This is a genomic window from Bacillota bacterium, from assembly GCA_029961055.1.
GTDB lineage: Bacteria > Bacillota > Sulfobacillia > JAIMAT01 > JAIMAT01 > JAIMAT01.
Genome location: JASBVM010000011.1, coordinates 36198 through 57364, shown reverse-complemented (window position 1 = coordinate 57364; position 21167 = coordinate 36198). Strand labels below are relative to the sequence as shown.

Below are 21167 nucleotides of genomic sequence, written 5' to 3'. Positions count from 1 at the left end.
TGCCAGGTGCGGGTCGTCAAAGTGGCGCCACCCGGCGTCTGCGCCGCGGACGAGCCGCGCCTGTGTGAAGGGGGAGCCGGTATATATGATGGACTTCTTCATGGCGGCGGCGCCGCCCGCGACCGTGTACAGCGCCTTCGACGCGGCCGCCATCGTCCTGCGCGAGGGCTTCGAGGCCCTGCTCCTGTTGGTGGCGCTTCTCGCCCTGGTGGACCGCGCGGCCGGCTCGGCCGCCCAGCGCCGGCGCCAGCGCTGGGCCATCGGCGGGGGCGCCGCGGGCGGCCTTCTTCTCGCCTTCCTCCTGGGGTGGACGCTGCAGCGCTGGCTCGCCCTGGAGGCGGCCGAGGTCGGCCGCGAGCTGGTGGAGGGGTTGGCCGGGGTGGCCGCCGTCCTCCTCATGCTCTCCGTCGGCCGGTGGATCCACGAGAAGGCGACGGTGCAGGGATGGAACCGCTTCCTGCGCGAGCAGGCCGGGCCGGCGACGGCGCGGGGGAGTCTCCTTCCCCTCGCCCTGATCGCCGGCACCGCCGTCCTCCGCGAGGGGGTGGAGGCGGTGGTCTTTTTCGCCGGGATGGCGACGGCGATCGCGCCCGGGGCGCTGGCCACGGGTCTCGGCGGCGCGCTCCTCGCCCTGGCCGTGGCCGGCGTCCTGGCCGTCCGGCTGGGATGGCGGCTGCCCGTCCGCGCCGTCTTCCTGGTCGCCTCGCTGCTCCTTGACGTGATGGCCTTCAAGTTCGCCGGACAGGGCGTCCACGCGCTGCAGGAAGCGGGTCTGATCCCGGAATCGCTGGCGCCGGCGCCCGCCTGGGACTTCCTCGGCCTCTACCCGACCTGGCAGTCGCTGCTCGCCCAGCTGCTGGTGCTGGTGGCGGTGGCGGCCCTCTGGCTCCAGGCGGGCCGGCGCCGCGAGCAGTCCGCCGTCCGTCCGGGCTAGCGGGCGGCCCGTCGCCGCGGCCGCAAGGATGAACGACAGGGCGGACCGCTGCAGCGGTCCGCCCCCTCTATCGTCCACGCCGGCGCACGGCCCCGGGCGACGGCGGCGGTCAGACGCCGGGCCGTGTAAAGGGCCGGCTCACTGATTGGCGAAGAAGTTGGCGTTCTTCTCGACGTAGCTCTTCCACTGGTCGGGAACGTCTTCCTGGAAGTAGATCGCGCTCACCGGGCAGACGCCGACGCAGAGGCTGCAGTCGATGCAGAGGCTGGGGTCGATGTAGAGCTGGTCGTCACCCTCGACGATGCAGTTGACCGGGCAGACCTCCTGGCAGGACTTGTCCTTCACACCGATGCACGGTTCGCAGATGACATAGGCCATGTCGTCGACCTCCTTGGCAAGTTCGCCGCCCACGCCGGCCCGCGGCGTCTCGTACGCTCACAGCACTGAGTCTACTGCAATCTTGCACCTGCAGGGCGGCCAAGCCTTCCAGGTAAGCTTCCCCCGTGCGGGCTCCCCCCGCGCTGCACCGCGCGGAACGCCTCCGGCCGGCCCGGTGGAACTGATCACGGGCCAACGCATTCGCCAGCCGAGCCGTTTCTCCTGCCAGGAAGCCGAGAGTCGGACATCCCCGGGGCGCCGACGGCGGCCTTCCGGGAGCCCTGCTACGCCCGGGGGACGGCCGGCCGGGCGGCGGTGGCGGGGCGCCGGCGGGCGATCTGGAGGCCGGCCCCCTTGAGGTCGGCGACGGCGGCCTCGATGACCGTGTCCACTTCCTCGTTCCGCAGGCGGAGGCCGTGGATGGCGGCCAGGCGCCGCAGGCGGCGGTCCGCCTCGCTCTTCTTGGTCGGCCCGTCCCAGCCGTAGAGGGCGCCGACTTCCTCGACCGCGCGCACCACGATCTGCGCGATCTCCATCAGCCGGGCCAGCTGCGCCGGATCCCGGGAGAAGCGGCGCAGGAAGAAGCCGACCAGCGCGCCGACGGCGGCCAGTCCGGCGTCCGTCCAGTTGAGGTCCATCCCGCTCCACCCCTGGTCCGTCCTATGCGGAAAAGCGCGGAACGTGCCGGCAGGGCGCGGGGCGACGCATGGACCCTGGGCTTTCCGGGCCCATTACGCCCGGAGGTCGACGAGGTGCCGGAGCTTCTCCGGTTTCTGCGCTTCGCGACGGCGGGGCTGCTCAACACGCTGACCGATGTCGGGCTCTACACGGTCGGCTCCGCCTGGCTGGATGCGAGCGGCGCCGGGACGCACGCCTGGCTCGCCCTCCTCTCGGGGGGCAGCGCCATGGTGCAGAGCTTCCTGCTCCAGCGCGGCTGGGTCTTCCGGAGCGAGGCGCGGCCGCTCCGCTTCCTGCTGGTGAGCGGCACGGCGCTCCTGGCCGGGGCGGTGGCGACCGCCTCCCTGGCCGACGTTCTCGCCCCGCCGGCGGCGCGCCTCGGCGGGGCGGCGCTCACCGCCCTGGTCGACTGGTGGGGATACCGGCGCTGGGTCTTCGCCGCCGAGGACGAGGGGGCGACGGGTCCGCGGCGCGGAGAGCCCGGGGCCGCCCGTCGCCCTGGGCGGGGTGCGGCCGGCTTCAGCGTCCCCTCCGCGGGCCGAGGAGAAAGACCAGGTTGCCGTCGGGGTCGTTGAGGCTGCAGGCCCGTGCCCCCCAGGGCTGGTCCTCCGGCTCGCCGGTCAAGACGACGCCCTGCTCCCGCAACCGGCGGCAGGCGTCGTCCACGTCGCTCACCCAGAAGCTCAGGTGGTCCAGCCCGGGCGGGTCGTCGACCAGCTCCGGGCGTCGCTGGGCGCCTGCTCCCTCGGCCCTCGTCTCGAAGAGGTAGAGGCGTGCACTGCCCGCCGCCATCAGGACGCCGGGCGTCGCGTCCCTCTCCACCACCTCGAAGCCGAGCAGGCCGTAGAACCGTTCCATCGCCTCCAGACGCCGGGTCGCGACACCGACGTTGTCGATGCGCTCGATCATGGCTCACCCCTCCGTTGCCGCGGGAAAGGCCGGCGACCACCGCCTCAAGCACGCGCTTGCCGAATTCGCGAGCCGGCTCCGCCTCCCTGCAGGAGAGTCCGCGGCCCTGGAGGCTCCCCGGCCGAAGGCAGGTGGCCGTTCGAGGCCAGCGCCTCGGCGGGACGCTCGGCCGTGCCGTCTACCTTCGGAAGCTGAGCCGGCCATACCGCGCCGGGGGGTCGCGACCCGGGGGACGGGGGCCGCTCTCCCGGTGCGCCCGCAGGTCGTCGACGGTGTTCTTGCTGCCCGGGAGGAGGATGGCGTCCGGCTCCCCCAGCTCCTCCGGCCGCCGCACCGGCCGGAGGCGGACGCCGGGCCGGCGGCGGAGCGGTTCCAGGTCGCTGAAGTTGGAGAGGTGCGGGTGGAGGACCACGGCGATCTCCAGCGTCCCGGGCTCGGCCGCCGGCGCGGTCCAGGCCGCGCGCCCGCCCAGGTCCAGCGCGTCCTCCGGCTCGATCTCCACCTCCAGGCGAGGAAGCACCCCCACCACCGGCACGCCGCCCCGCTCCTCCAGGATGCGCACCCCGTCCTCGAAGAGGCGCAGGTCGCCGCGGAACTTGTTGACCACCAGGCCCCGCACCCTCCGCCGCTCCTCCGGCGGCAGGAGGTCGAGCGTGCCCAGGAGCGCCGCGAAGATGCCTCCCCGCTCGATGTCGCCGACCAGGAGGACGGGGGCGCCGGCCGCCCCGGCCACGCGCATGTTGGCCAGGTCGTGGCGGCGCAGGTTCAGCTCCGCCGGGCTCCCCGCACCCTCGATCACCACCAGGTCGAAGGCCTCGCGAAGGCGGTCCAGCGCCTCCGCGACCGCCGCCCAGAGCCGCTCCCCCTCCGCCCAGAGGGCCCCCGCGCCCAGGTCCCCCAGGGGCCGCCCGCGGAGGATCACCTGGCTGACGCCGTCCCCCTTGGGCTTGAGGAGGATGGGGTTCATCTCGACGCGCGGCTCGACCCCGGCCGCCTCCGCCTGGACCGCCTGCGCCCGGGCCATCTCGCCGCCGTCGGCCGCCACCCAGGCGTTGAGCGACATGTTCTGCGCCTTGAAGGGGGCCACCCTCAGCCCGGCCTGGGCGAAGAGGCGGCAGAGCCCCGTCACCAGGAAGCTCTTCCCCACGCCCGAGCCGGTCCCCTGGACCATCAGCGTGCGCGCGCGCACTCCGGCAGCTCCCCCTTGACCGCCAGCGGCAGGCCGGCCACCATCCAGACCACGCGCCCGGCCTCGGCAGCCAGCTCCTGGTTGAGCCGGCCGAGCCAGTCGACGAAGCGGCGCGCCCCCGGATCCGGCGGCACGATCCCCGCCCCGGCTTCGCCGCTGACCACCACCGCCGGCGCCCTCCTCCCCGCCAGCGCCCTCACCAGCCGCGCCAGCAGCCGCCGGTACGCCGCCTCGGCCACCCCCGCCCCCGGCCCCGTCTCCGCCCAGGCGTCCAGGCAGGTGGCCACCCAGAGGCTCGCCTCGTCCAGGAGCACGAGGCGCTCCTGCGCCAGGGACTCCAGGGCCGCAGGAAGCGCCTCCGGCCGCCAGGCGTCGGGCTCCAGCGTCTCCCACGCCGGCGGCCGCCGCGCCCGGTGCGCGCGGATCCGCTCCAGCATCTCCGGGTGGTCCGGGCGGGCGGTGGCGACGTAGGTGACGGGGAGGTGCGCCTCCTCCTCAAGGCAGGCGGCCAGCCGCTCGGCGAAGGTGGACTTGCCGCTCCGCCGCGCGCCCACCACCAGCGTGAACATCGCCGCACATCACCGCCCGAGTGGGTTCCGCGAGAAGAGCGGTATCTCCTGGCCTCCACCGCCGCCTCGCGGGGCCGGCTGTCCCGCGGACAGCTTCCCGGCCTCTCGTCTGAATTTCCATTTGAGCAGGATCCTGCGTTGAAAACTTGCAACTAAAGCTGATGTGTTCATCGCCTTGACAGATCCTCCCGATGCTCCTAGTTTCACAAGTGAGCGGGTGAGCCTGCGCCTGCGGGATCGATGCCGGAACATCTGCCAAAGGGTGAGCGGCCCGTGTCGAAGCCTCCGCCTGCGCCCAGGAAGCCGCATGTGCCCGGTCTCGCGGGCCGGCGGGATCCGGACGGCCTCGCCTTGTTTCCAAATTCCCTTTCAAATGCTTTGAAACTTCCGATGATCGATCCCCGTGCACGGCCGGAGGCTGGTCCTTCGTAGCATCGCGGCCGGGTCGCGGCCGGGCGGGTGGCCGCCCCGCCGCGATGGGCGCCGGTCCCATCTGACAAGGGGGTGCATCTCCATGCCGGAAGCGATGAACGGGCGATCCTGGTGGAGCCAGGCCGAGCTGGCCGTCGCCCGGCGGACGGCGGAAGCCGCCGTCGACGCCGCCGTCTCGTATCTGATGCCGGATCCGGCGGGCCGGCTGGACCGGATCCTGGACACCGTCGAGCGCTTCGTCCGCGACCCGGGGGTCCGGGAGCAGTTCCTCGCCTTCCGGCGGCGCGTGAGCGGCGACCCCGCCATCGCGGAGCGGGCGCGGCAGCTCTTGACCAACCGGACCATGGTGAAGCGGATCGTGACCAACTGGGCCATCCACCAGCTCCTCTTCGCGCCGTCCCAGCGGCGGGCGGCGGAACAGCGACACGGTGTCCACGTCCCGGTCTTCCTGCTGATCGATCCGACCTCGGGCTGCAACCTCCGCTGCAAAGGATGCTGGGCGGGCGGCTACGCCCGCGGCCCCTTCATCCCGCGCGAGCGCTTCGACCTGCTGCTGCGGGAGGCCAAGGAGCTGGGAATCTACTGGTTCGTCCTCTCGGGCGGCGAACCCTTCGCCTACAAGCCTCTCCTGGACGTCGTGGCGGAGCATACCGACGCATCGTTCATGGTCTACACCAACGGCACGCTCATCACCGACCGGGTGGCCGACCGGCTGGCCGAGCTGGGCAACCTCTCGCCCGCCATCAGCCTGGAGGGGTGGAGGGAAGAGACGGACGACCGGCGCGGTCCCGGTGTCTTCGACCGGGTGATGGCCGCCATGGACCGGCTGCGCGAGCGCGGCGTCCTCTTCGGCGCGTCGATCACCGTCACCCGGCGGAACGTCGAAGAGGTCTTCTCGGACGACTTCATCAGCTTCCTCATCGAGAAGGGCGTGGTCTACCTCTGGAGCTTCCACTACGTGCCCGTGGGGCCGGACGCCGACCTGGACCTGATGCTCCGGCCGGAGCAGCGGGCCTGGCTCGTCCGCCGGGTCAACGAACTCCGCCGGACCCGGCCCATCTTGATCGCCGACTTCTGGAACGACGGGCACTTCACGCAGGGCTGCATCGCGGGGGCACGGACGTACCTGCACATCACCCCCAGCGGCGAAGCGGAACCCTGTGCCTTCGTCCACTTCGCCACCCACAACATCCGCGAATCCTCGCTTCTCGAGATCCTCCGGAGCCCCCTCTTCGCGGCCTACCAGCGGCGCATCCCCTTCTCGCCCAACCACTACGCGCCGTGCCCCATCATCGACAACCCGGCCGCCCTCCGCGCCATGGTGGCCGAGTCGGGCGCCCATCCCACCCACCCGGGCGCCGAGGACGTGCTGGTGGGCGAGCGCGCCCGCTTCCTGGACGAGCTGTCGTCCCGCTGGCATGCGGCCGCCGACGTCCTCGAGGCCGAGGACGCGCAGGAAAGGGGCTACGCGGCCCGGGAGCCTTGGAAGGAAGCGCGCGAGGAGGCGACACGCCAGGCGGCCGCCCCGGCGCTCCACGACCCTCGGAGTGGACGCCGCCGCTAGAGACCTCCCACCCACCGGAGCCCGCCCGGCACCGGGGAGGCTTCGGGTGGGGGCCATCCGACCGCCGGACCTCGCCGGGCCGGGCCCGCCACCCAAGACGGAGCCGGCAGGCCCGGCGCTCCGCTGCGGAAGGCTTCCGGCATTTCCAGAGCCGGCGGTATTCTTTGTCGAGCAGGCAAGGGAGGGACGAGGAGACGACTCTGCTCGACCTGTTCCGCCATCCCCGGGGGCTGGCCGATCTCACCCCCGACCAGCTCGAGGCGCTCCTGGAAGCCCGCCCGGACCTGGTGCTGATCGACGTTCGCACCCGTCGCGAGTTCCGCGCGGGCCACATCGAAGGCGCCCTCTCCTACCCGCTCGGCAGCGAAGCTCGGCTGGCCCGCGACGCGGGGCCGTCGCAGAAGGTGGTGCTCGTCTGCAAGACAGGCCACAGGAGCCAGGCCGCGGCCGCGGAGCTCCTCCGCCGTGGCTTCCGCGACGTCTCCCACCTGGCCGGGGGGATGGATGCCTGGCGGCGGGCGCGCAAGCCGGAGGTGCGGGGAAAGGCGACGGCGAGCCGGCCCTGAGGCTCTCCGGAGGAGGCGTGGAGAGCGGGGAGGTGGACCGGGAGCTCCTCCCCCGCCTCCTCCGGTCAGACGTTCCGGGCGGTGGTGAACGCCCACGAGGCGAGGCCGAGCAGCACCGCGGCCACGCCCGCCGTCACCGCCAGGTCCAGTTCCAGCGGGAACTGCGTCAACGCCCGTTCCAGGGCGGAGGAGCCGTAGACGATGTGGCGGAGCGCGTCGATAAGAGGCTGACATGGGCCCGTCGGTGCCGCCTCCGGGATCTTCCATCCTCGTTCAGCCGCCACTGACAAGAGCCCCGACAGAAAGAACATCGGCATGACCAGGAAGTTCATGATCACCTGGAACCCCTGCATCGACTCCATCCGGCTGGCGATGAGGATGCCGAGGCCGACCAGCGTCAGGGAGACGAGCGCCAGCACCCCCAGCATGGCCAGGAAGGTGAGCACGCCCAGGCGGACGCCGACGGCCGGCGCGAGCAGGAGGAGGATGGCGCCCTGCACCACCGCCACCGACACCCCGCCCGCCGCCTTGCCCAGCACGATCGCCCAGCGCGGCACCGGGCTGACGAGCACCTCTTTCAAGAAACCGAACTCCCGGTCCCAGACGATCGAGACGGCGCTGAAGAGACTGGTGAAGAGCACCGACATGCCCGCGATGCCGGGGAACATGAACGTCAGGTAGTCCGCTCCCCGGGCGGCGTTGAGGGTGAAGCCGCTGCGGATCCCGTTCCCCACCAGCAGCAGGAAGAGGAGCGGCTGGGCGAACATGCCCACGATCTGCGACGGCTGGCGCACGAACCGGAGCAGCTCCCGGAGCCAGATCACGTAGGCGCCCCGCGCCGCCCTCACCGGCCCCACCTCGCCCTCCGCCGCCGCGGATCCTCCGGCGGCTCCTCCCGGATCTCGCGCCCCGTCAGCGTCAGGAAGACCGTATCCAGGGTCGGCCTGCGCACCTCCACGCGCCGCACCCCCGTGAAGGCCTCCACCACCCGCGGCAGCACCCGGTCGGCGCCCTGGCAGCGGACCTCGAAGCGCGGCGCGCCTCCCCGCAGCTCGACGCCGAGACCCTCCGCCCAGTGCGGGTCGGCGGGCGGCTCATCCGCCTCCACCAGGATGATGTCGGAGCCCACCTGCCGTTTCAGCCCGTCCGGGGTGTCCAGCGCCACGATGCGGCCGTCGTCCATGATGGCGATCCGGTCGGCGACCTCCGCCTCGTCCATGTAGTGCGTGGTCATGAAGACCGTCACGCCGCCGTCGCGCGCCAGCCCCCGGACCAGCTCCCACATCTGCGCACGCGACTGCGGGTCCAGACCCACCGTCGGCTCGTCCAGGAAGAGCACCTCCGGCGTGTGGATCAGGCCGCGGACCAGCTCCAGCCGGCGTTTCATCCCGCCCGAGAAGGTGCGCACCAGGCTCTGCGCCCGCTCCTCCAGCCCGGAGAGGCGGAGGAGGGGCAGCGCCCGTTCCCGCACCTGCCGTTCCGACAGCCCGTAGAGGAGACCGTGGAAGACCAGGTTCTCCATCGCCGTCAACTGGTCGTCCAACGTCGGGTCCTGGAAGACGATGCCGATCGCCTCCCGCACCCGCGCCCTCTCCCGGACGACGTCATGGCCCGCCACCGTCGCCCGCCCGCCGCTCGGATCGAGAAGCGTGGCCAGCATCTTGATCGTGGTCGTCTTCCCGGCACCGTTGGGCCCGAGGAAGGCGAAGATCTCCCTCGCCCGGACCGTGAACGAGACCCCGCGCACCGCCTCCACGGCGCCATACCGCCTCTCGAGCCTCTCCACCTCGATGACGTCCCCCACCGCCGCCTCACCCGCCTCCGCTTGCTCAGATGCCCGGATCCTCCGCCTGCCCCGCCGCCCATCTGCTCTGCAAGGAATGCCGCCCCCGTTCCAAGAAGCTACGGCGAGCCGGTCCACTCGACGCCGTGGAGGGATCCGATCCAGTGGAGCTTCGCGACTGCTCGCCCGCCACCGTCGCGGTCCACGCCGGGGAACGCCGCCCGGCGCCGACCTTCACGCCCACGGTGGGGCCCATCTACGCCAGCAACACGTACGTCGCCCCCGGCCCCACGGAGATGGACGCCATCCTGGGGGGAGCCCGGAGCGGCTTCACCTATACGCGGCACCACAACCCCACCGTGGCGGCCTTTGAAGAGGCCGTAGCCCTGCTGGAGGGGGCGGAGGCGGCGACCGGGTGCTCTTGAGCCGCGATCTCTACGGAGCCACCATCAGCCTGGTTCGCAAGATCTTCGGCCGGTTCGGCGTCCGGGCCGTCACCGCCGGCTTCTTCGGCCGCATCCCCAGCGGCGGCCGGATCCGCGCCGTCACCCCGCCCGGCTGCTGGGGCCCCATGATCACGCCGCACTTCAAGGGCGGCCACGAGGTGACCCAGCCCGTCTACGTGGAGGGCGCGCGGCCGGGCGACGCCGTCGCCATCACCATCGAGCGGCTCCGCGTCGTCTCCCACGCCGCCGCCACCGGCACCATGACGCTCAACCCCAAGGCCTTCGGCGACGACCCCTTCGTCGACAAGCGCTGCCCCAACTGCGGCGCGCCCTGGCCGGAGAGCCGCCCCGAGGGGACGGGCGAGGAAGCGGTCCGCTGCGCCCGCTGCGGCGCCGAGGCGAGCGCCTTCCATTTCGAGGAGGGCTACACCGTCACCTACGACGACGAGTACCGCGTCGCCCTGGCCGTGGACGAGGCCAACGCCCGCCGCATCGCCGAGCGCGCCCGCGAGGAGGCCTCCCTCCCCGAAGGAAGCGAGCAGCATCCGATCCTCCTCTACGCGCCCCACACGCTCAGCGGCATGGTCGCCCGCGTCATCCCCAACGTGGGCAACATCGGCACCACGCCCTCCGTCGACATGCCCGACTCGCACAACGCCGGCGACTTCGGCGCGAGCCTCGTCGGCGCGCACCACCCCTACGCGCTCACCCAGGAGCAGCTCGACGCCCACCGGACCGACGCGCACCTCGACTGCCGCGACGTCCGCGAGGGCGCCGTCCTCCTCTGCCCGGTCAAGGTGGAGGGCGCCGGCGTCTACATGGGCGACGCCCACTCGGTGATGGGCCGCGGCGAGCTGGCGCTCCACTCCATCGACGTCACCGCCGACGTGACGGTCCGCGTCGACGTGCTCCCCGGCCTGGAGCTGGAAGGCCCGATCCTCCTGCCGCGGCCCGAGGACCTGCCGCCCATCGCCCGCCCCTTCGCGGCGGAGGAAGTGACCGCGGCCCGCGCCCTCGGCGAGCGGATCGGCGTCGCCCCCGAGCTCGACGTGGCGCCGCTCCAGTTCATCGGCACCGGCGTCGACCTCAACCGCGCCACCGAGAACGCCATCCGGAGGGCGGCGCGCTTCCTGGGCGTCAGCGAGGCGGAGGTGCGGAACCGCGCCACGGTCACCGGTGGCGTCGAGGTCTCCCGCCTCCCCGGCGCCGTCCAGCTGACCCTGCTCCTTCCTTTCCGGATGCTGGAGAAGAAGGGGCTCCTCGACCTGGTGCGCTCGCAGTACGGCCTCTGAGGCCGGCCTCCTGGATCACCGAGAGGAGCGCCTTCTCGGTCCGGCGTCGCGGCTGGAGGAGGCTGGGGAAGAAGGAGCCCTTGCGGAGCTTGGGGATGCCGAGCTCGAGCGGTCCCATCCGGCTCTTCAGGACGTACGGCCGGTGGCCGTTGCGCTGCGTCACCCGCTCGGGCGTGCGCTCGTAGCGCTCGGCGCCGATCTTCTCGCTGGCCTCGGCCTCGATCAACGCCTGGAGGAGCCGCTGAAGCGCGATCCGGAAGAAGTCCGGAGCGTCCTGGGCGTTGCGCAGGAGCTCCGAGAGCGAGAGACTGAACTCAGCCACTCCTGAGGTCCCTCCTTGGTTGCGGGTTCGCTACCGCCAGGAAACCTCAGGGTGGCTTTCCTTGTCCAGCCAGGAACTGGCTGGCTTGCCCGGCTGCACCCTCGGTCTACGCCCTCGGGTGCAGCCGGAAGGACCTCAGCTCACCCAGGGCTTTTCCACCACGTCCTGGGACACAGGCCTGATTCGCCGCGACGCCCTCTTCACGTGGATGGAGGAGCGGGAGCACACCCACGCGGCCTCCGCCAGCTAGCCGAGGTTAGAAGAGGGAGCGGGCGGTCCCGCGGCGTACCACGTGCGCCGGAGGGACCGCCCGTGCATGTGCACGGAGGTCGATGGATCTTTGACAAAGCATCATACTTGCGGGCGCCCATCCTCTACGTCGGGGCGTGGGCATATCGAGCAACGCGGGCGCGATTCTTGGCGGGTCGAGGTCTGGCGGGGTGGAAAGCGCTACCGCAAGTCGGTACGTGGCACTCGCGAAGACGCCGAGCAGGAGCTCACCGCTCTTCTGCGGGCGGCCGACCTGGGCATCGTCGTGGAACCGCGCAGGATGACTGTCGGCGAGTTCCTCGTCCAGTGGATCGAAGCAACACGCATGAAGCTACGGCCCCGCACGGTCGAGCGCTACGCGGGGATCATCGAGAACCACGTCCGGCCGGTCCTGGGCGTCGTTCCGCTTCAGCGCATCACTCCGCTTGACTTGGAGCGAGCCTACGCTGAATGGCTACGAGGTGGCTTGTCGGCCAGGACGGTTGCCCAGCACCACCGGATGCTCCACCGGGCGCTCCAAGACGCCGTTACCTGGGGTCTCATCTCCACCAACCCGGTCGCGAAGGCCTCACCTCCGAGATGGGATCCCCCAGAGATGAGGGCCCTCGACCGCGATGAAGTGATGCAGCTCATGGCCGCCGTGCGGGGTACAAGGATAGAGGCCATCGTCGTTCTGGCTCTTGCTACCGGGATGCGCCGAGGCGAGCTCTTGGGCCTCCGCTGGCGCGACGTCGATCTAGAAGACGGGGTCCTACGTGTCGCCCAGGCACTCCAGCGCCTGGACAATGGGTTGGCTTCCACGACGCCCAAGACGCGCGAGTCGGTCCGCCAGGTGAAGATCGGCCCCGAGGCCGCGACGGTCTTGAGACGGCAAAAGCTCCTGATACAAAAGGCGCGACTGGCCTGGGGTCCGGCCTGGCAGGGCGATAAATGGGACTTGGTGTTTCCCCGTGAGGACGGGCAGCCGCTGAGCCCGAACTGGCTGAGCGCAGCGTTCAGGAGGGCGGTGGAAAAGGCTGGGTTCAAGCCTCCGCTCCCCCGCTTTCATGACCTGCGACACACGTTCACGACGCTCCAGGCGGCCGCCGGAACGCCCATCCACGTGATCTCTAAGATGCTCGGGCATTCCGACGTCATGACGACGCTCAGGATCTACGCGCACGTGCTACCCGTGCAACAGAGCCAGGCAGCCCTCGCAGCCGATCAGCTACTCAGCGATGCCTTGGCGGCAGCCAACAGCATGCCTGCCAGAAAAGAGCTGTGACCGCCGGAATTCGGTACCACGCTACCCGGCGGTCACCTGCGGATCTCCCCGAGTTCTCCCCAACTTCTCCCCAGCACCCGGGGTCTGACGTCCGCAATGTCTTGTGGCTCAAGCTCTTTCGGGAACGATGGTACCGGATGCGGGATTCGAACCCGCGTTACCGCCGTGAGAGGGCGGCGTCCTGGGCCTCTAGACGAATCCGGCAGAAGTCTTCTGGCTGGGGGACCTGGATTCGAACCAGGATTCCATGATCCAGAGTCATGTGTCCTACCGTTGGACGATCCCCCACCGACGGCCTCCTCAGTCAGAACCTGAGGACGCGCACGCAAGGATCCGCTTCCGCGGTCCTCCCGCGCAGGCAAGCAGGACTATAGCACGGTCGGCCGCTCTTCGCAACCGGCCACCCGGCCCGCGCTCGGACGGCGGGCAGGCTCATGGCCTGCCGTCCGAGCGCGGCGCCCCGCCCTCCGGGGCCGGCGCCGCCTCGTCCGCGACCAGCGCCTCGAAACGGCCTTCCTCGATCCAGCGGGCGGCGTCGCGCAACCGCCGGACCACCTCCTGCCGCGGCAGGAGCGTCAGGAGCGCGAAGAGGCTCGGGCCGACGGTCCGACCGCTGACCGCCAGGCGGACCGGGTGGAAGAGCTGGCCGGTCTTCCAGCCGCGCGCCTCGCAGAGGGCGCGGAAGGCGGCCTCGGCGCGCGCCTCGTCCCAGGCGGGCAGCGACTCCAGCGCGGCCGCCGCGGCGCGGAGCCGCTCGGGCGCGGGCGGCAGCGCGGGAGCACCCGTCTCCGCGGCGGCAGGCGCCGGCGACAGGAAGTGCTTCCTCACACCCTTGGGGTCGAAGTCCTCCGGGGCGGGGGCGCGCCAGAAGTAGGGGAAGGCCTCCGGCACCTCGCCCAGCGTCCGCACCCGGTCGCGGCCGGCGGCCAGGACGCCCTCCAGGCGCTGGCGCTCCGGGCCGGGCCCGGCCAGCGCGCCCGGCGCCGCCAGACCCGCCCGCTCCAGGAAGGGCGCGGTCAGGTCGGCCAGCCGGCCCAGGTCGGCCTCGCGCAGGTAGTGCGCGTTCATCCAGGTCAGCTTCTCCACGTCGTAGATGGCCGGCTGGCGGCTGACCCGGTCGAGGTCGAAGCGGGCGACGAGCTCGTCGCGGGTGAAGAACTCTTCCTCGCCGCCCGGCGACCAGCCGAGGAGCGCCAGGTAGTTGACCATCGCCTCAGGAAGGTAGCCGCGGTCCCGGAACTCCTCCACGGCGATGGCGCCGTGGCGCTTGGAGAGCTTCGACCGGTCGGGGGCGAGGATCATGGGCAGGTGGCCGAAGGCGGGCGGCTCCAGGCCCAGCGCCCGGTAGACCGCCAGCTGCTTGGGCGTGTTGGAGAGGTGCTCCTCCGCGCGGAGCACGTGGGTGATCCGCATGGCCGCGTCGTCGACCACGGCGGCGAAGTTGTACGTCGGGAAGCCGTCGGACTTCACGATGACGAAGTCGTCCATCACCGCCGCGTTCGCGAACTCGACGTCGCCGCGGACCAGGTCGTGGACCACGGTGATCCCCTCGTCGGGCGCCAGCAGGCGGAGCGCAGGCCGCCGGCCCTCCCGCTCCAGGCGCTCGCGCTCGGCGGCGCCCAGGCGGAGACAGCGCCGGTCGTAGCGCGGCGCGCGGCCCTCGGCCAGCGCCTGCTTCCTCCGCTCCTCCAGCTCCTCCGGGGTGCAGTAGCACCGGTAGGCGAGGCCGCGCTCGAGCAGCGAGGCGGCCGCCTGGCGGTAGGCTTCCTGGCGCTGCGACTGGAAGTAGGGACCGTAGGCGCCGCCGGCGCCGGGGCCCTCGTCCCAGTCGAGGCCCAGCCAGCGGAGGCCGTCGGTGATCGCGCGCACGGACGCCTCGGTCGAGCGCTGCCGGTCGGTGTCCTCGATGCGGAGCACGAAGACGCCGCCATGATGGCGGGCGAAAAGCCAGTTGAAAAGTGCCGTCCGCGCCCCGCCCAGGTGGAGGTAGCCGGTCGGGCTGGGGGCGAAACGGACTCGGACGTTGCTCATCGGTGCACGGCGCCTCGCTCGATGGTCCGATCGGATCGGGCCGGGATGACGTGTCCCAGTCTAGCAGAACGACCGTCGAGCCGCTCGGGGCACGTCAGAAGGGCCACCGTTCCACCGCCACCAGGAGGAGCGCGCCGGGCACGCCCAGGAGCGACAGGACCAGCAGGTTCCAGAGGTTCCAGCCGACGTGGAGGTCGGGGGCGAAGAGGAGGTCGACCAGCGTGGCGACCGCCCCGCCGCCGGCCAGGTTGAGCAGGGGCCGCTTCAGCCGCGCGCCCAGCCAGAGGGCGGCGCGCAGCGACAGGGAGGCCAGCGCCAGCACCCAGCGCGCCAGCGGGGCCGCCAGCGCCCAGAGCACCAGGGCGACGACGAGCGCCGCCAGGCCCCCCACCCAGAACGCCTGAGCCGCCGCCATCGTTCCGCTCATCCCCGGTCCCGGCCGGCCTGGACAAGGGTGACGTCAGTGCAGCCGGCCTGCCTGCATCTCGCGCTGCGCGCGGTGGACGAGGTACATGTACTTGCTTTCGGCCGCGTTGAGGAGATGGATGGCGTGGTCGACCAGTTCGGGATCGGTCACCGAGTCGAAGTAGCAGCGCGCCGCCTCCAGCTCGCGCCGCGCCTGCTCGACCGCTTCCTCGAAGAGGGGGTCGTCGCGCACGAAGGGTATCCCTTCCCCGTTCACGGTCTCACCCCCATCCCGCCCTTGGAACAGGCTATGCGCCGTGGCGACACCCATTCCGCCTGGCGACTCCGGCGGATTAATGGGAGTCTGGCCGGAAAATGGGAGCTCTAGTCGGGGAAGGGGATCGGGCGCCTTCGCGCTTCCTCGGAGCGTTCGCAGCCGCTCGGAGCACCCTCAGAGCGCCCGGCGACCCTCCAGCGCCCGCGTCAGCGTCACCTCGTCCACGTAGTCCAGCTCGCCGCCCTCGGGGAGGCCGCGGGCCAGCCGGCTCGTCTTCACCCCCAGCGGCTTGAGCAGGCGAGCCAGGTACATGGCGGTGGCCTCGCCCTCCACGTCGGGGTCGGTGGCCAGGATCACCTCGCGGACCCGGCCGTCTCCCAGCCGCTGGAGGAGGCTGTCGATGCGCAGGTCGTCCGGGCCGACGCCGCTCAACGGCGAGATGACCCCCATCAGCACGTGGTAGCGCCCGTGGAACTCGTGCGTCCGCTCCAGCGCGACCACGTCCTTCGGCTCCTCCACCACGCAGAGCAGCGTCTCGTCCCGACCCGGGTCGCCGCAGATGGCGCAGGGGTCGGTATCGGTCAGGTTGCCGCAGACCGAGCAGGGGTGGATCCGGTCCTTGGCCTCCACCAGGGCGGAGGCGAGAGCGGCCACCTCCTCCCGGGGGCGGTTGAGGATGTGGAGCGCCAGCCGTTGGGCCGTCTTCGGGCCCACTCCCGGCAGGTGCTGCAGCTCCGCCATCAGGCGCTCGATGGGCGCCGCGTACTCCACAGGCCGACCTCCCGTCCCGAGGCGTCCGAGGCGTCAGAGGAGATGTTCCAGGCCGGGCAGACCGCCCAGCCCGCCCGTCACCTTGGACATTTCCTGGGCGGCTACCTCCCGCGCCTGGCGCTGCGCTTCGGAGACCGCCGCCACGATCATGTCCTGGAGCATCTCGAGGTCTTCCGCGCCGAACTCCTCGCCCAGCGCCTCCCGCCGGATCTGGAGCGACTGCAGGACACCGCTTCCGTTGACCACCGCGGTGACGGCGCCGCCCCCCGCCGTGGCCTCGACGCGCCGGTTCTTCAGTTCCTCCTGGGCGCGGGCGACGTCGGCCTGCACCTTCTCCAGCTGCTTCATGAGACGGTTGACGTTGAAGCTCATGCTCTCGCCTCCTCCCCGGGACGGCTGCGCCGGCGGCGGTCTGCCGGTTCCACCTGCTCCCGGATCTCCTCGCGGACGCGCACGTCCGGGCCCAGCTTCTCCAGCACCTGCCGGACCGCGGGCGCCAGCCCCGTCTCCGGCTCCGCCTCCTCCAGGCGGCTCTTGATGGCCAGTCTACGCCCCAGCAGCTCGCTGAGGACCTCCTCCAGCATCTCGCGCTGCGGCGTCTCCGCCAGCTGCTGGCAGTGGAACTCGTAGAGAGGCGGGAACTCCAGCACCAGCGCGTCCCCTTGGATCCCCCCCAGCTTCGCCGGATCCAGGAAGGCCGCCAGCTTGGCGGAACGCCGCCGCGCCCGGCGGACCACCTCGGGCCAGATCTCCTCCACCCGCCGGAGGTCGATCTCGCCGGCGGCCGGCGCCGCCGCCTGTGCGGGGCTCCCGGGCGCAGCGCCCCGGCGGGTTTCGTCCGGCTTGTCCTCCGGCTCGTCCCGCTCGTCGGTGCTGGCCCGCCCGGAGGGCTTGGCCGGCTCCGCCGGCCGGGGGGATGCGCCGCCCCCCGCCACCGGGCCCTCCGGATCGGCCCCCGTCTGCTCCAGCGGGCCACCCGCCGGCGCCAGCGGGTGGCCCGCCCGCTCCATGGCCGCCAGGAGGCCCAGCTCGAAACGCGCCCTGGGTCGCGCCGCCCAGCGCATCTCTCCCTCCAGGTCGGCCAGCGCCTCCAGGGTGGCCAGGAGCGTCTCCGCCCGCCAGGGGTGCGATTCCTGCGCTCCGGGCGCCGCAGCCGTCCCGGACCGCGCCGGGCCCGGTGCCGGCGCCGCTGCCGCAGCCTGGTTCCCCTCCAGCAACCGGAGCAGTTCCTCGCGCAGATAGGCGGTCAGATCGAGGAGGACCTGGCGGAAGTCCTTGCCCTCCTGCGCCAGCTCCCGCACCGTGGCCAGGAGACCGCCGGCGTCCCCCCGGGCGAGCGCGCCGGAGAGCGCCTCCAGCGCCTGCGAGGGAGCCGTCCCGAGGACGGCGGCCACGTCGTCGACGGTCCGGGCGCCCGCCGCGAGGCACTCGTCCAGCAGGCTGAGGGCGTCGCGCAGCCCGCCCTCGGCGTAGCGCGCGACGGCGGCCAGCGCCGCCGGCTCCATGGACGCACCCAGGCTCTCGGCGACGTGGGCCAGGTGCCGGGCGATCCGCTCTTCCTCGATGCGATGGAAATCGAAGCGCTGGCAGCGGGAGAGGATGGTGACCGGCACCTTCTGCGGCTCGGTGGTGGCGAGGACGAAGAGCGTGTGCGCCGGCGGCTCCTCCAGCGTCTTCAGGAAGGCGTTGAAGGCGTCGGGCGTCAGCATGTGCGCCTCGTCGATGATGTAGACCTTCCGCCGTCCCTCCACCGGCGCCAGGTGGACGCGCTCGAGGAGCTCGCGCATCTGGTCGATGCCCCGGTTGGAGGCGGCGTCGATCTCCACCAGATCGAGGAAGGAGCCCTCCAGCGCCTCGGCGCACGGGCGGCAGGCGTTGCACGGTTCGCCTTCCTCGGGACGGAGGCAGTTGACCGCGCGGGCGAGGATCCGCGCCACCGACGTCTTGCCGGTCCCGCGCGGGCCGGCGAAGCAGTAGGCGTGCGCCACGCGCCCCTCGGCCACGGCGCGGCGGAGCGCCCGCACCACGTGCTCCTGGCCCACGACCTCGGCGAAGGTGCGCGGCCGCCACTCGCGATACAACGCACGGTACTCGCCCGTTCTCGCCGCCCCCGGTATACCAGGATAGTAGAAATCGAGGCTCCCGGACGGGAGCCTCGCCTGCGAAAAGATGCGCAAAGGGCGGCCGTGCAACCGCCTTTGACCTGGTCGCTCCGGGCGTCGTCCGGTCGCCGGCTCCGACCCGGCACCCCTGCGGCACCCGCCCTGACCCGCTTACCGCTGCTTCCTTCCGGACCTGACGGGGTTCACGGGTGGACGTCGCGCAGGACCCGATCCTCAACACCACGTGCCGGACCCGGACCCCACAGCGCCAGGCCGGGGGCGGTCTTCAGCCCCGCTGAAGCGGATTGCGGGTACAGGGCACCGCTACCTCCCCGCCTAGCACGGCCAAAGCGCAACTGGATTCTGGCGGAAGGGGTGGGATTCGAACCCACGGTACGGTCTCCCGTACACACGCTCTCCAGGCGTGCCAGATCAACCACTCCTGCACCCTTCCGAAAAGAGCTGGCGGAGGGGGTGGGATTCGAACCCACGGTGGCTCGTCACCACACGGCTTTTCGAGAGCCGCACCTTAAACCGCTCGGACACCCCTCCGCGAAGATCCGGCGGCCTCGACCCGCGAGCGGTCTTGTCGTGGAGCGCTCCCGCTCCGGGCGGTCTCGCTCCCGGCCGATGCTGGTTGGTGCGCCCGGGGGGACTCGAACCCCCGACAGACAAGGTTTAGGAAACCTCCGCTCTATCCTTCTGAGCTACGGGCGCACGCCCGCTGACCCACACGCTCCTGGCACCCTATTAGGCTAGCACGGCGCCCGACCTCCAACAACCGGGGATCCCGCGGGCGAGGCGGCCGCTTTTGCCACCTGTGGCCAGGCCGTCTCCGGTGCCCGGTCCCGGCCTGTCCGTGGCGGCGGCGGGTGGGCTTCCTGTCAGGTCGTGTCAACGCCGGCTTAGAATCGACCCGCTTGGCGCCGCCGGTTGGAAACTGACCCCCCTCGATCTCTGGCTCCTGGCTGACCCGGGCCCTGCACGGGGCGGGTGGCGGCGCCGCGCCCGCGCGGCCGGCCCCGCCCGCCCGCGCGCTACCGGCGGCTGCGGAAGAAGTCGCGGAGGAGCTCCGCCGCTTCCTCCGCCAGCACGCCGCCACGGATCTCCAGGCGGTGGTTGAGACGGGGGTCGTCGGCGATCCGCCAGAGCGTCCGCACCGCCCCGGCGCGGGGATCGGCGGCGCCGAAGACCAGGCGGTCGACCCGCGCCAGCACCAGGGCGCCCGCGCACATGGCGCAGGGCTCGAGCGTCACGTAGAGCGTCGTCCCCTCCAGGTGCCAGCGCCGGCGCCGGCCCGCCGCCGCCCGCAGGGCGACCACCTCGGCGTGGGCGGTGGGGTCCTGGTCGCGCTCGCGGCGGTTCTCCCCCGTGGCCAGCAGCCGGTCGCCCTCCACCAGCGCCGCGCCGACCGGGACGTCCCCCTCCTCCGCCGCCCGGCGCGCCGCCTGCAGGGCGACCCGCATCCACCGCAGGTCGCGCTCGAGCGCCTCCTCAGCCATGGAGGACGTCTGGATGGTCCCTCGCCTCCTCGGGAGCTGCGCGCGGGACGACCTGGGCCTCCGCTCCATCCGCCGCCCCGCGGCCCGTCGCCCGGCGCTCGCCGGTGCCCCCCGACGCCCGCGGCAGCCAGAAGAGGAAGCGACTTCCCCTCCCGACCGTGCTCTCCACCTCGATCCGGCCCCCGTGCGCGCGGACGATCGCCTGGGCGATGGCCAGGCCCAGGCCGGCGCCCTCGCTGGAGCGGGAGGGATCGCCGCGGTAGAAGCGGTCGAAGAGCCTCTCGCGCACCTCGGCGGGGATGCCCGGTCCGGTGTCGCGGACACTGGTCTCCACCCCCGCCCTTCCTCCGCGCACGACGCCCTGGCAGCTGAGTGTCACGCGACCGGGCGCGGGCGTGTAGCGGAGCGCATTGTCCACCAGCACCCAGAGCGCCTGCGCCAGCCGGTCGGGGTCGCCGCGGACGAAGAGCGGCCCGGGCGGCGCCTCGGCGGTCAGCTCCAGCCCGCGCTCCTCCGCCAGGGGCCGCGCCCTCCGCGCCACCGTGCGCAGGAGCTCCGCCGCGTCCACCGGCTCCCTGCGCAGCTCGAGCCGGCCTGCGTCCGCCCGCGCCAGCGTCAGCAGCCCTTCCACCAGGTTGGACATGCGCAGCGCCTCGTCCTGGATGTCGGCCACGATCTCCCGCTCTTCCTCGGCCCCCCGCTCCGCCAGCCGCTTGGCCAGCAGCTCGCTGTTGCCGCGGATGACCGCCAGCGGGGTGCGGAGCTCGTGCGAGGCGTCGGCGATGAAACTGCGCTGCTGCTCCCAGGCCTGCCGGATGGGCACCAGGGCGCGGCCCGCCATCAGGCTGCCCGCCGCCGCCGCCGCCAGCAGAGCCACCCCGGCGGCGCCCAGCAAGACCGTGAGGAGGCCGTGGAGCGTCGACGCGAGCGGCTCCGTCGGCCGCGCGGTCACCAGGAAGCCGGCCACCCGGCCCCCCGCCTCCCGGATCGGGGCGCCGTACAGGCGGATCGACCCCTGCCGCAGGGAGACCGTCTCGAAGCCCGCCTGGCGCCAGGAACCGACCGAGCGGACGGCCCCCTCGGTCACCAGGCTGCTCGCGCCCGGCGAGCCCGCCAGGAGTCGCCCGTCTGGCCCGAGCAGGAGCGTCGTGCTGGTCACGAAGCCCAGGTGCTCCTGTTCCAGGGGTAGGGCGGGGACGCTCTCCTCGCGGTCGGCCTCGCCGTTCTCCTCCGGCTCCCCGGTCTCGCCGGGCAGCTCGCGTTCGCCCAGCTCTCCCGGATGGCCGAGCCGCCAGGCGTCGCCCGCCCAGCGCAGCCCCAGCGACTCGCCGGCGCGCCGGTTCTCCAGGAGCAGGCCGCGGTCCATCTCGCCGACCAGGGTCCGCTCCGCGGCCAGGTAGATGCCGCCCACGAAGAGGAGCAGGACCAGCGCCAAGGTCCCCACGTGCCAGAGGGTCAGCCGCCTGCGGACGCGCTCGAACAT

The 21167-nt window shown here is 72.4% G+C and carries 22 protein-coding genes, 5 tRNA genes, 1 other RNA gene and 1 pseudogene; 7 read left to right on the top strand and 22 right to left on the bottom strand.

Annotated elements, in window-relative coordinates; all coding sequences use genetic code 11:
- Positions 1–934 (top strand): FTR1 family protein (locus QJR14_04660; protein MDI3316889.1); only part of this gene is annotated, 934 nt, incomplete at its 5' end.
- A gap of 138 nt (positions 935–1072) precedes the next feature.
- On the opposite strand, the gene QJR14_04655 is transcribed toward QJR14_04660, so the two are convergent.
- Both QJR14_04655 and QJR14_04650 read right to left on the bottom strand, forming a co-directional pair.
- Positions 1073–1312, bottom strand: coding sequence for a 4Fe-4S binding protein (locus QJR14_04655; protein MDI3316888.1), 240 nt, complete (start codon positions 1310–1312; stop codon positions 1073–1075).
- A 284-nt stretch (positions 1313–1596) separates the two neighbouring features.
- Positions 1597–1950 (bottom strand): phage holin, LLH family, encoded by a 354-nt coding sequence (locus QJR14_04650; GenBank protein ID MDI3316887.1) that lies wholly within the window; start codon positions 1948–1950, stop codon positions 1597–1599.
- Positions 1951–2064: 114 nt separating this feature from the next.
- On the opposite strand from QJR14_04650, the gene QJR14_04645 reads away from it, so the two are divergent.
- Entirely contained in the window at positions 2065–2565 is a 501-nt protein-coding gene (locus QJR14_04645; GenBank protein MDI3316886.1) for a GtrA family protein, read from the top strand.
- Here the strand turns inward: QJR14_04645 and QJR14_04640 are convergent.
- The 3 genes from QJR14_04640 to QJR14_04630 all read right to left on the bottom strand — a co-directional run bounded on the left by QJR14_04640 (position 2510) and on the right by QJR14_04630 (position 4657).
- Positions 2510–2899 (bottom strand): VOC family protein, encoded by a 390-nt coding sequence (locus QJR14_04640; protein MDI3316885.1) that lies wholly within the window; start codon positions 2897–2899, stop codon positions 2510–2512. The two genes, QJR14_04645 and QJR14_04640, sit on opposite strands and share 56 nt — an antisense overlap.
- 178 nt (positions 2900–3077) lie before the next feature.
- The gene (locus QJR14_04635) at positions 3078–4088 is read right to left on the bottom strand and encodes a cobyric acid synthase (protein ID MDI3316884.1); all 1011 of its coding nucleotides are present in this window, start codon (positions 4086–4088) and stop codon (positions 3078–3080) included.
- Complete coding sequence (locus tag QJR14_04630) at positions 4070–4657, bottom strand: bifunctional adenosylcobinamide kinase/adenosylcobinamide-phosphate guanylyltransferase (protein MDI3316883.1); 588 nt, start codon at positions 4655–4657, stop codon at positions 4070–4072. Before QJR14_04630 ends, QJR14_04635 begins: the two co-directional genes overlap by 19 nt.
- 514 nt (positions 4658–5171) lie before the next feature.
- Between QJR14_04630 and QJR14_04625 the strand changes: the two genes are divergently transcribed.
- Together QJR14_04625 and QJR14_04620 are read left to right on the top strand one after the other, a co-directional pair.
- Positions 5172–6653, top strand: a complete 1482-nt coding sequence (locus QJR14_04625; protein MDI3316882.1) for a radical SAM protein — start codon at positions 5172–5174, stop codon at positions 6651–6653.
- Between the two features lie 164 nt (positions 6654–6817).
- On the top strand, positions 6818–7219 hold the full coding sequence (locus tag QJR14_04620) for a rhodanese-like domain-containing protein (GenBank protein MDI3316881.1): 402 nt from the start codon (positions 6818–6820) through the stop codon (positions 7217–7219).
- Positions 7220–7284: 65 nt separating this feature from the next.
- Here QJR14_04620 and QJR14_04615 read toward each other — a convergent pair whose 3' ends face one another.
- Together QJR14_04615 and QJR14_04610 are read right to left on the bottom strand one after the other, a co-directional pair.
- On the bottom strand, positions 7285–8067 hold the full coding sequence (locus QJR14_04615; protein ID MDI3316880.1) for an ABC transporter permease: 783 nt from the start codon (positions 8065–8067) through the stop codon (positions 7285–7287).
- Positions 8064–9023, bottom strand: coding sequence for an ATP-binding cassette domain-containing protein (locus QJR14_04610; protein MDI3316879.1), 960 nt, complete (start codon positions 9021–9023; stop codon positions 8064–8066). The genes QJR14_04615 and QJR14_04610 overlap by 4 nt, the downstream gene beginning before the upstream one ends.
- 143 nt (positions 9024–9166) lie before the next feature.
- Here QJR14_04610 and QJR14_04605 point away from each other — a divergent pair, with 143 nt between their 5' ends.
- Both QJR14_04605 and QJR14_04600 read left to right on the top strand, forming a co-directional pair.
- Positions 9167–9427, top strand: coding sequence for a PLP-dependent transferase (locus QJR14_04605; protein MDI3316878.1), 261 nt, complete (start codon positions 9167–9169; stop codon positions 9425–9427).
- Complete coding sequence (locus tag QJR14_04600; GenBank protein MDI3316877.1) at positions 9418–10740, top strand: acetamidase/formamidase family protein; 1323 nt, start codon at positions 9418–9420, stop codon at positions 10738–10740. The genes QJR14_04605 and QJR14_04600 overlap by 10 nt, the downstream gene beginning before the upstream one ends.
- Before the next feature lie 46 nt (positions 10741–10786).
- Here the strand turns inward: QJR14_04600 and QJR14_04595 are convergent.
- Positions 10787–11062, bottom strand: a pseudogene (locus QJR14_04595) (transposase).
- Positions 11063–11612: 550 nt separating this feature from the next.
- Here QJR14_04595 and QJR14_04590 point away from each other — a divergent pair.
- A complete protein-coding gene (locus QJR14_04590) occupies positions 11613–12596 on the top strand; it encodes a site-specific integrase (protein MDI3316876.1) in 984 nt (327 codons plus the stop codon).
- A 128-nt stretch (positions 12597–12724) separates the two neighbouring features.
- On the opposite strand, the gene QJR14_04585 is transcribed toward QJR14_04590, so the two are convergent.
- The 14 genes from QJR14_04585 to QJR14_04520 form a co-directional block, all read right to left on the bottom strand.
- A tRNA-Glu gene (locus QJR14_04585) sits at positions 12725–12800 on the bottom strand.
- Positions 12801–12810: 10 nt separating this feature from the next.
- A tRNA-Gln gene (locus QJR14_04580) sits at positions 12811–12884 on the bottom strand.
- Positions 12885–13028: 144 nt separating this feature from the next.
- A complete protein-coding gene (gene gltX / locus QJR14_04575) occupies positions 13029–14627 on the bottom strand; it encodes a glutamate--tRNA ligase (protein MDI3316875.1) in 1599 nt (532 codons plus the stop codon).
- Between the two features lie 94 nt (positions 14628–14721).
- Entirely contained in the window at positions 14722–15054 is a 333-nt protein-coding gene (locus tag QJR14_04570; protein ID MDI3316874.1) for a pro-sigmaK processing inhibitor BofA family protein, read from the bottom strand.
- 33 nt (positions 15055–15087) lie between these two features.
- Positions 15088–15285, bottom strand: coding sequence for a DUF2508 family protein (locus QJR14_04565; protein ID MDI3316873.1), 198 nt, complete (start codon positions 15283–15285; stop codon positions 15088–15090).
- Positions 15286–15483: 198 nt separating this feature from the next.
- Positions 15484–16080 carry a recombination mediator RecR gene (recR, locus tag QJR14_04560; protein ID MDI3316872.1) on the bottom strand — a complete coding sequence of 199 codons (597 nt, stop codon included), beginning with the start codon at positions 16078–16080 and terminating at the stop codon, positions 15484–15486.
- A gap of 33 nt (positions 16081–16113) precedes the next feature.
- Positions 16114–16452 carry a YbaB/EbfC family nucleoid-associated protein gene (locus tag QJR14_04555; protein MDI3316871.1) on the bottom strand — a complete coding sequence of 113 codons (339 nt, stop codon included), beginning with the start codon at positions 16450–16452 and terminating at the stop codon, positions 16114–16116.
- Positions 16449–18161: a DNA polymerase III subunit gamma/tau gene (dnaX, locus tag QJR14_04550; GenBank protein ID MDI3316870.1), complete on the bottom strand. Its 1713-nt coding sequence runs from the start codon at positions 18159–18161 to the stop codon at positions 16449–16451. Before dnaX ends, QJR14_04555 begins: the two co-directional genes overlap by 4 nt.
- Before the next feature lie 103 nt (positions 18162–18264).
- Positions 18265–18527, bottom strand: an RNA gene (ffs, locus tag QJR14_04545) — signal recognition particle sRNA large type.
- A gap of 19 nt (positions 18528–18546) precedes the next feature.
- Positions 18547–18636 (bottom strand) — tRNA-Ser (locus QJR14_04540).
- A 9-nt stretch (positions 18637–18645) separates the two neighbouring features.
- Positions 18646–18734 (bottom strand) — tRNA-Ser (locus QJR14_04535).
- Between the two features lie 86 nt (positions 18735–18820).
- Positions 18821–18899: transfer RNA gene (locus QJR14_04530), tRNA-Arg, on the bottom strand.
- Positions 18900–19219: 320 nt separating this feature from the next.
- Entirely contained in the window at positions 19220–19684 is a 465-nt protein-coding gene (tadA, locus tag QJR14_04525; protein ID MDI3316869.1) for a tRNA adenosine(34) deaminase TadA, read from the bottom strand.
- Positions 19677–21167, bottom strand: a complete 1491-nt coding sequence (locus tag QJR14_04520) for an ATP-binding protein (protein ID MDI3316868.1) — start codon at positions 21165–21167, stop codon at positions 19677–19679. The genes tadA and QJR14_04520 overlap by 8 nt, the downstream gene beginning before the upstream one ends.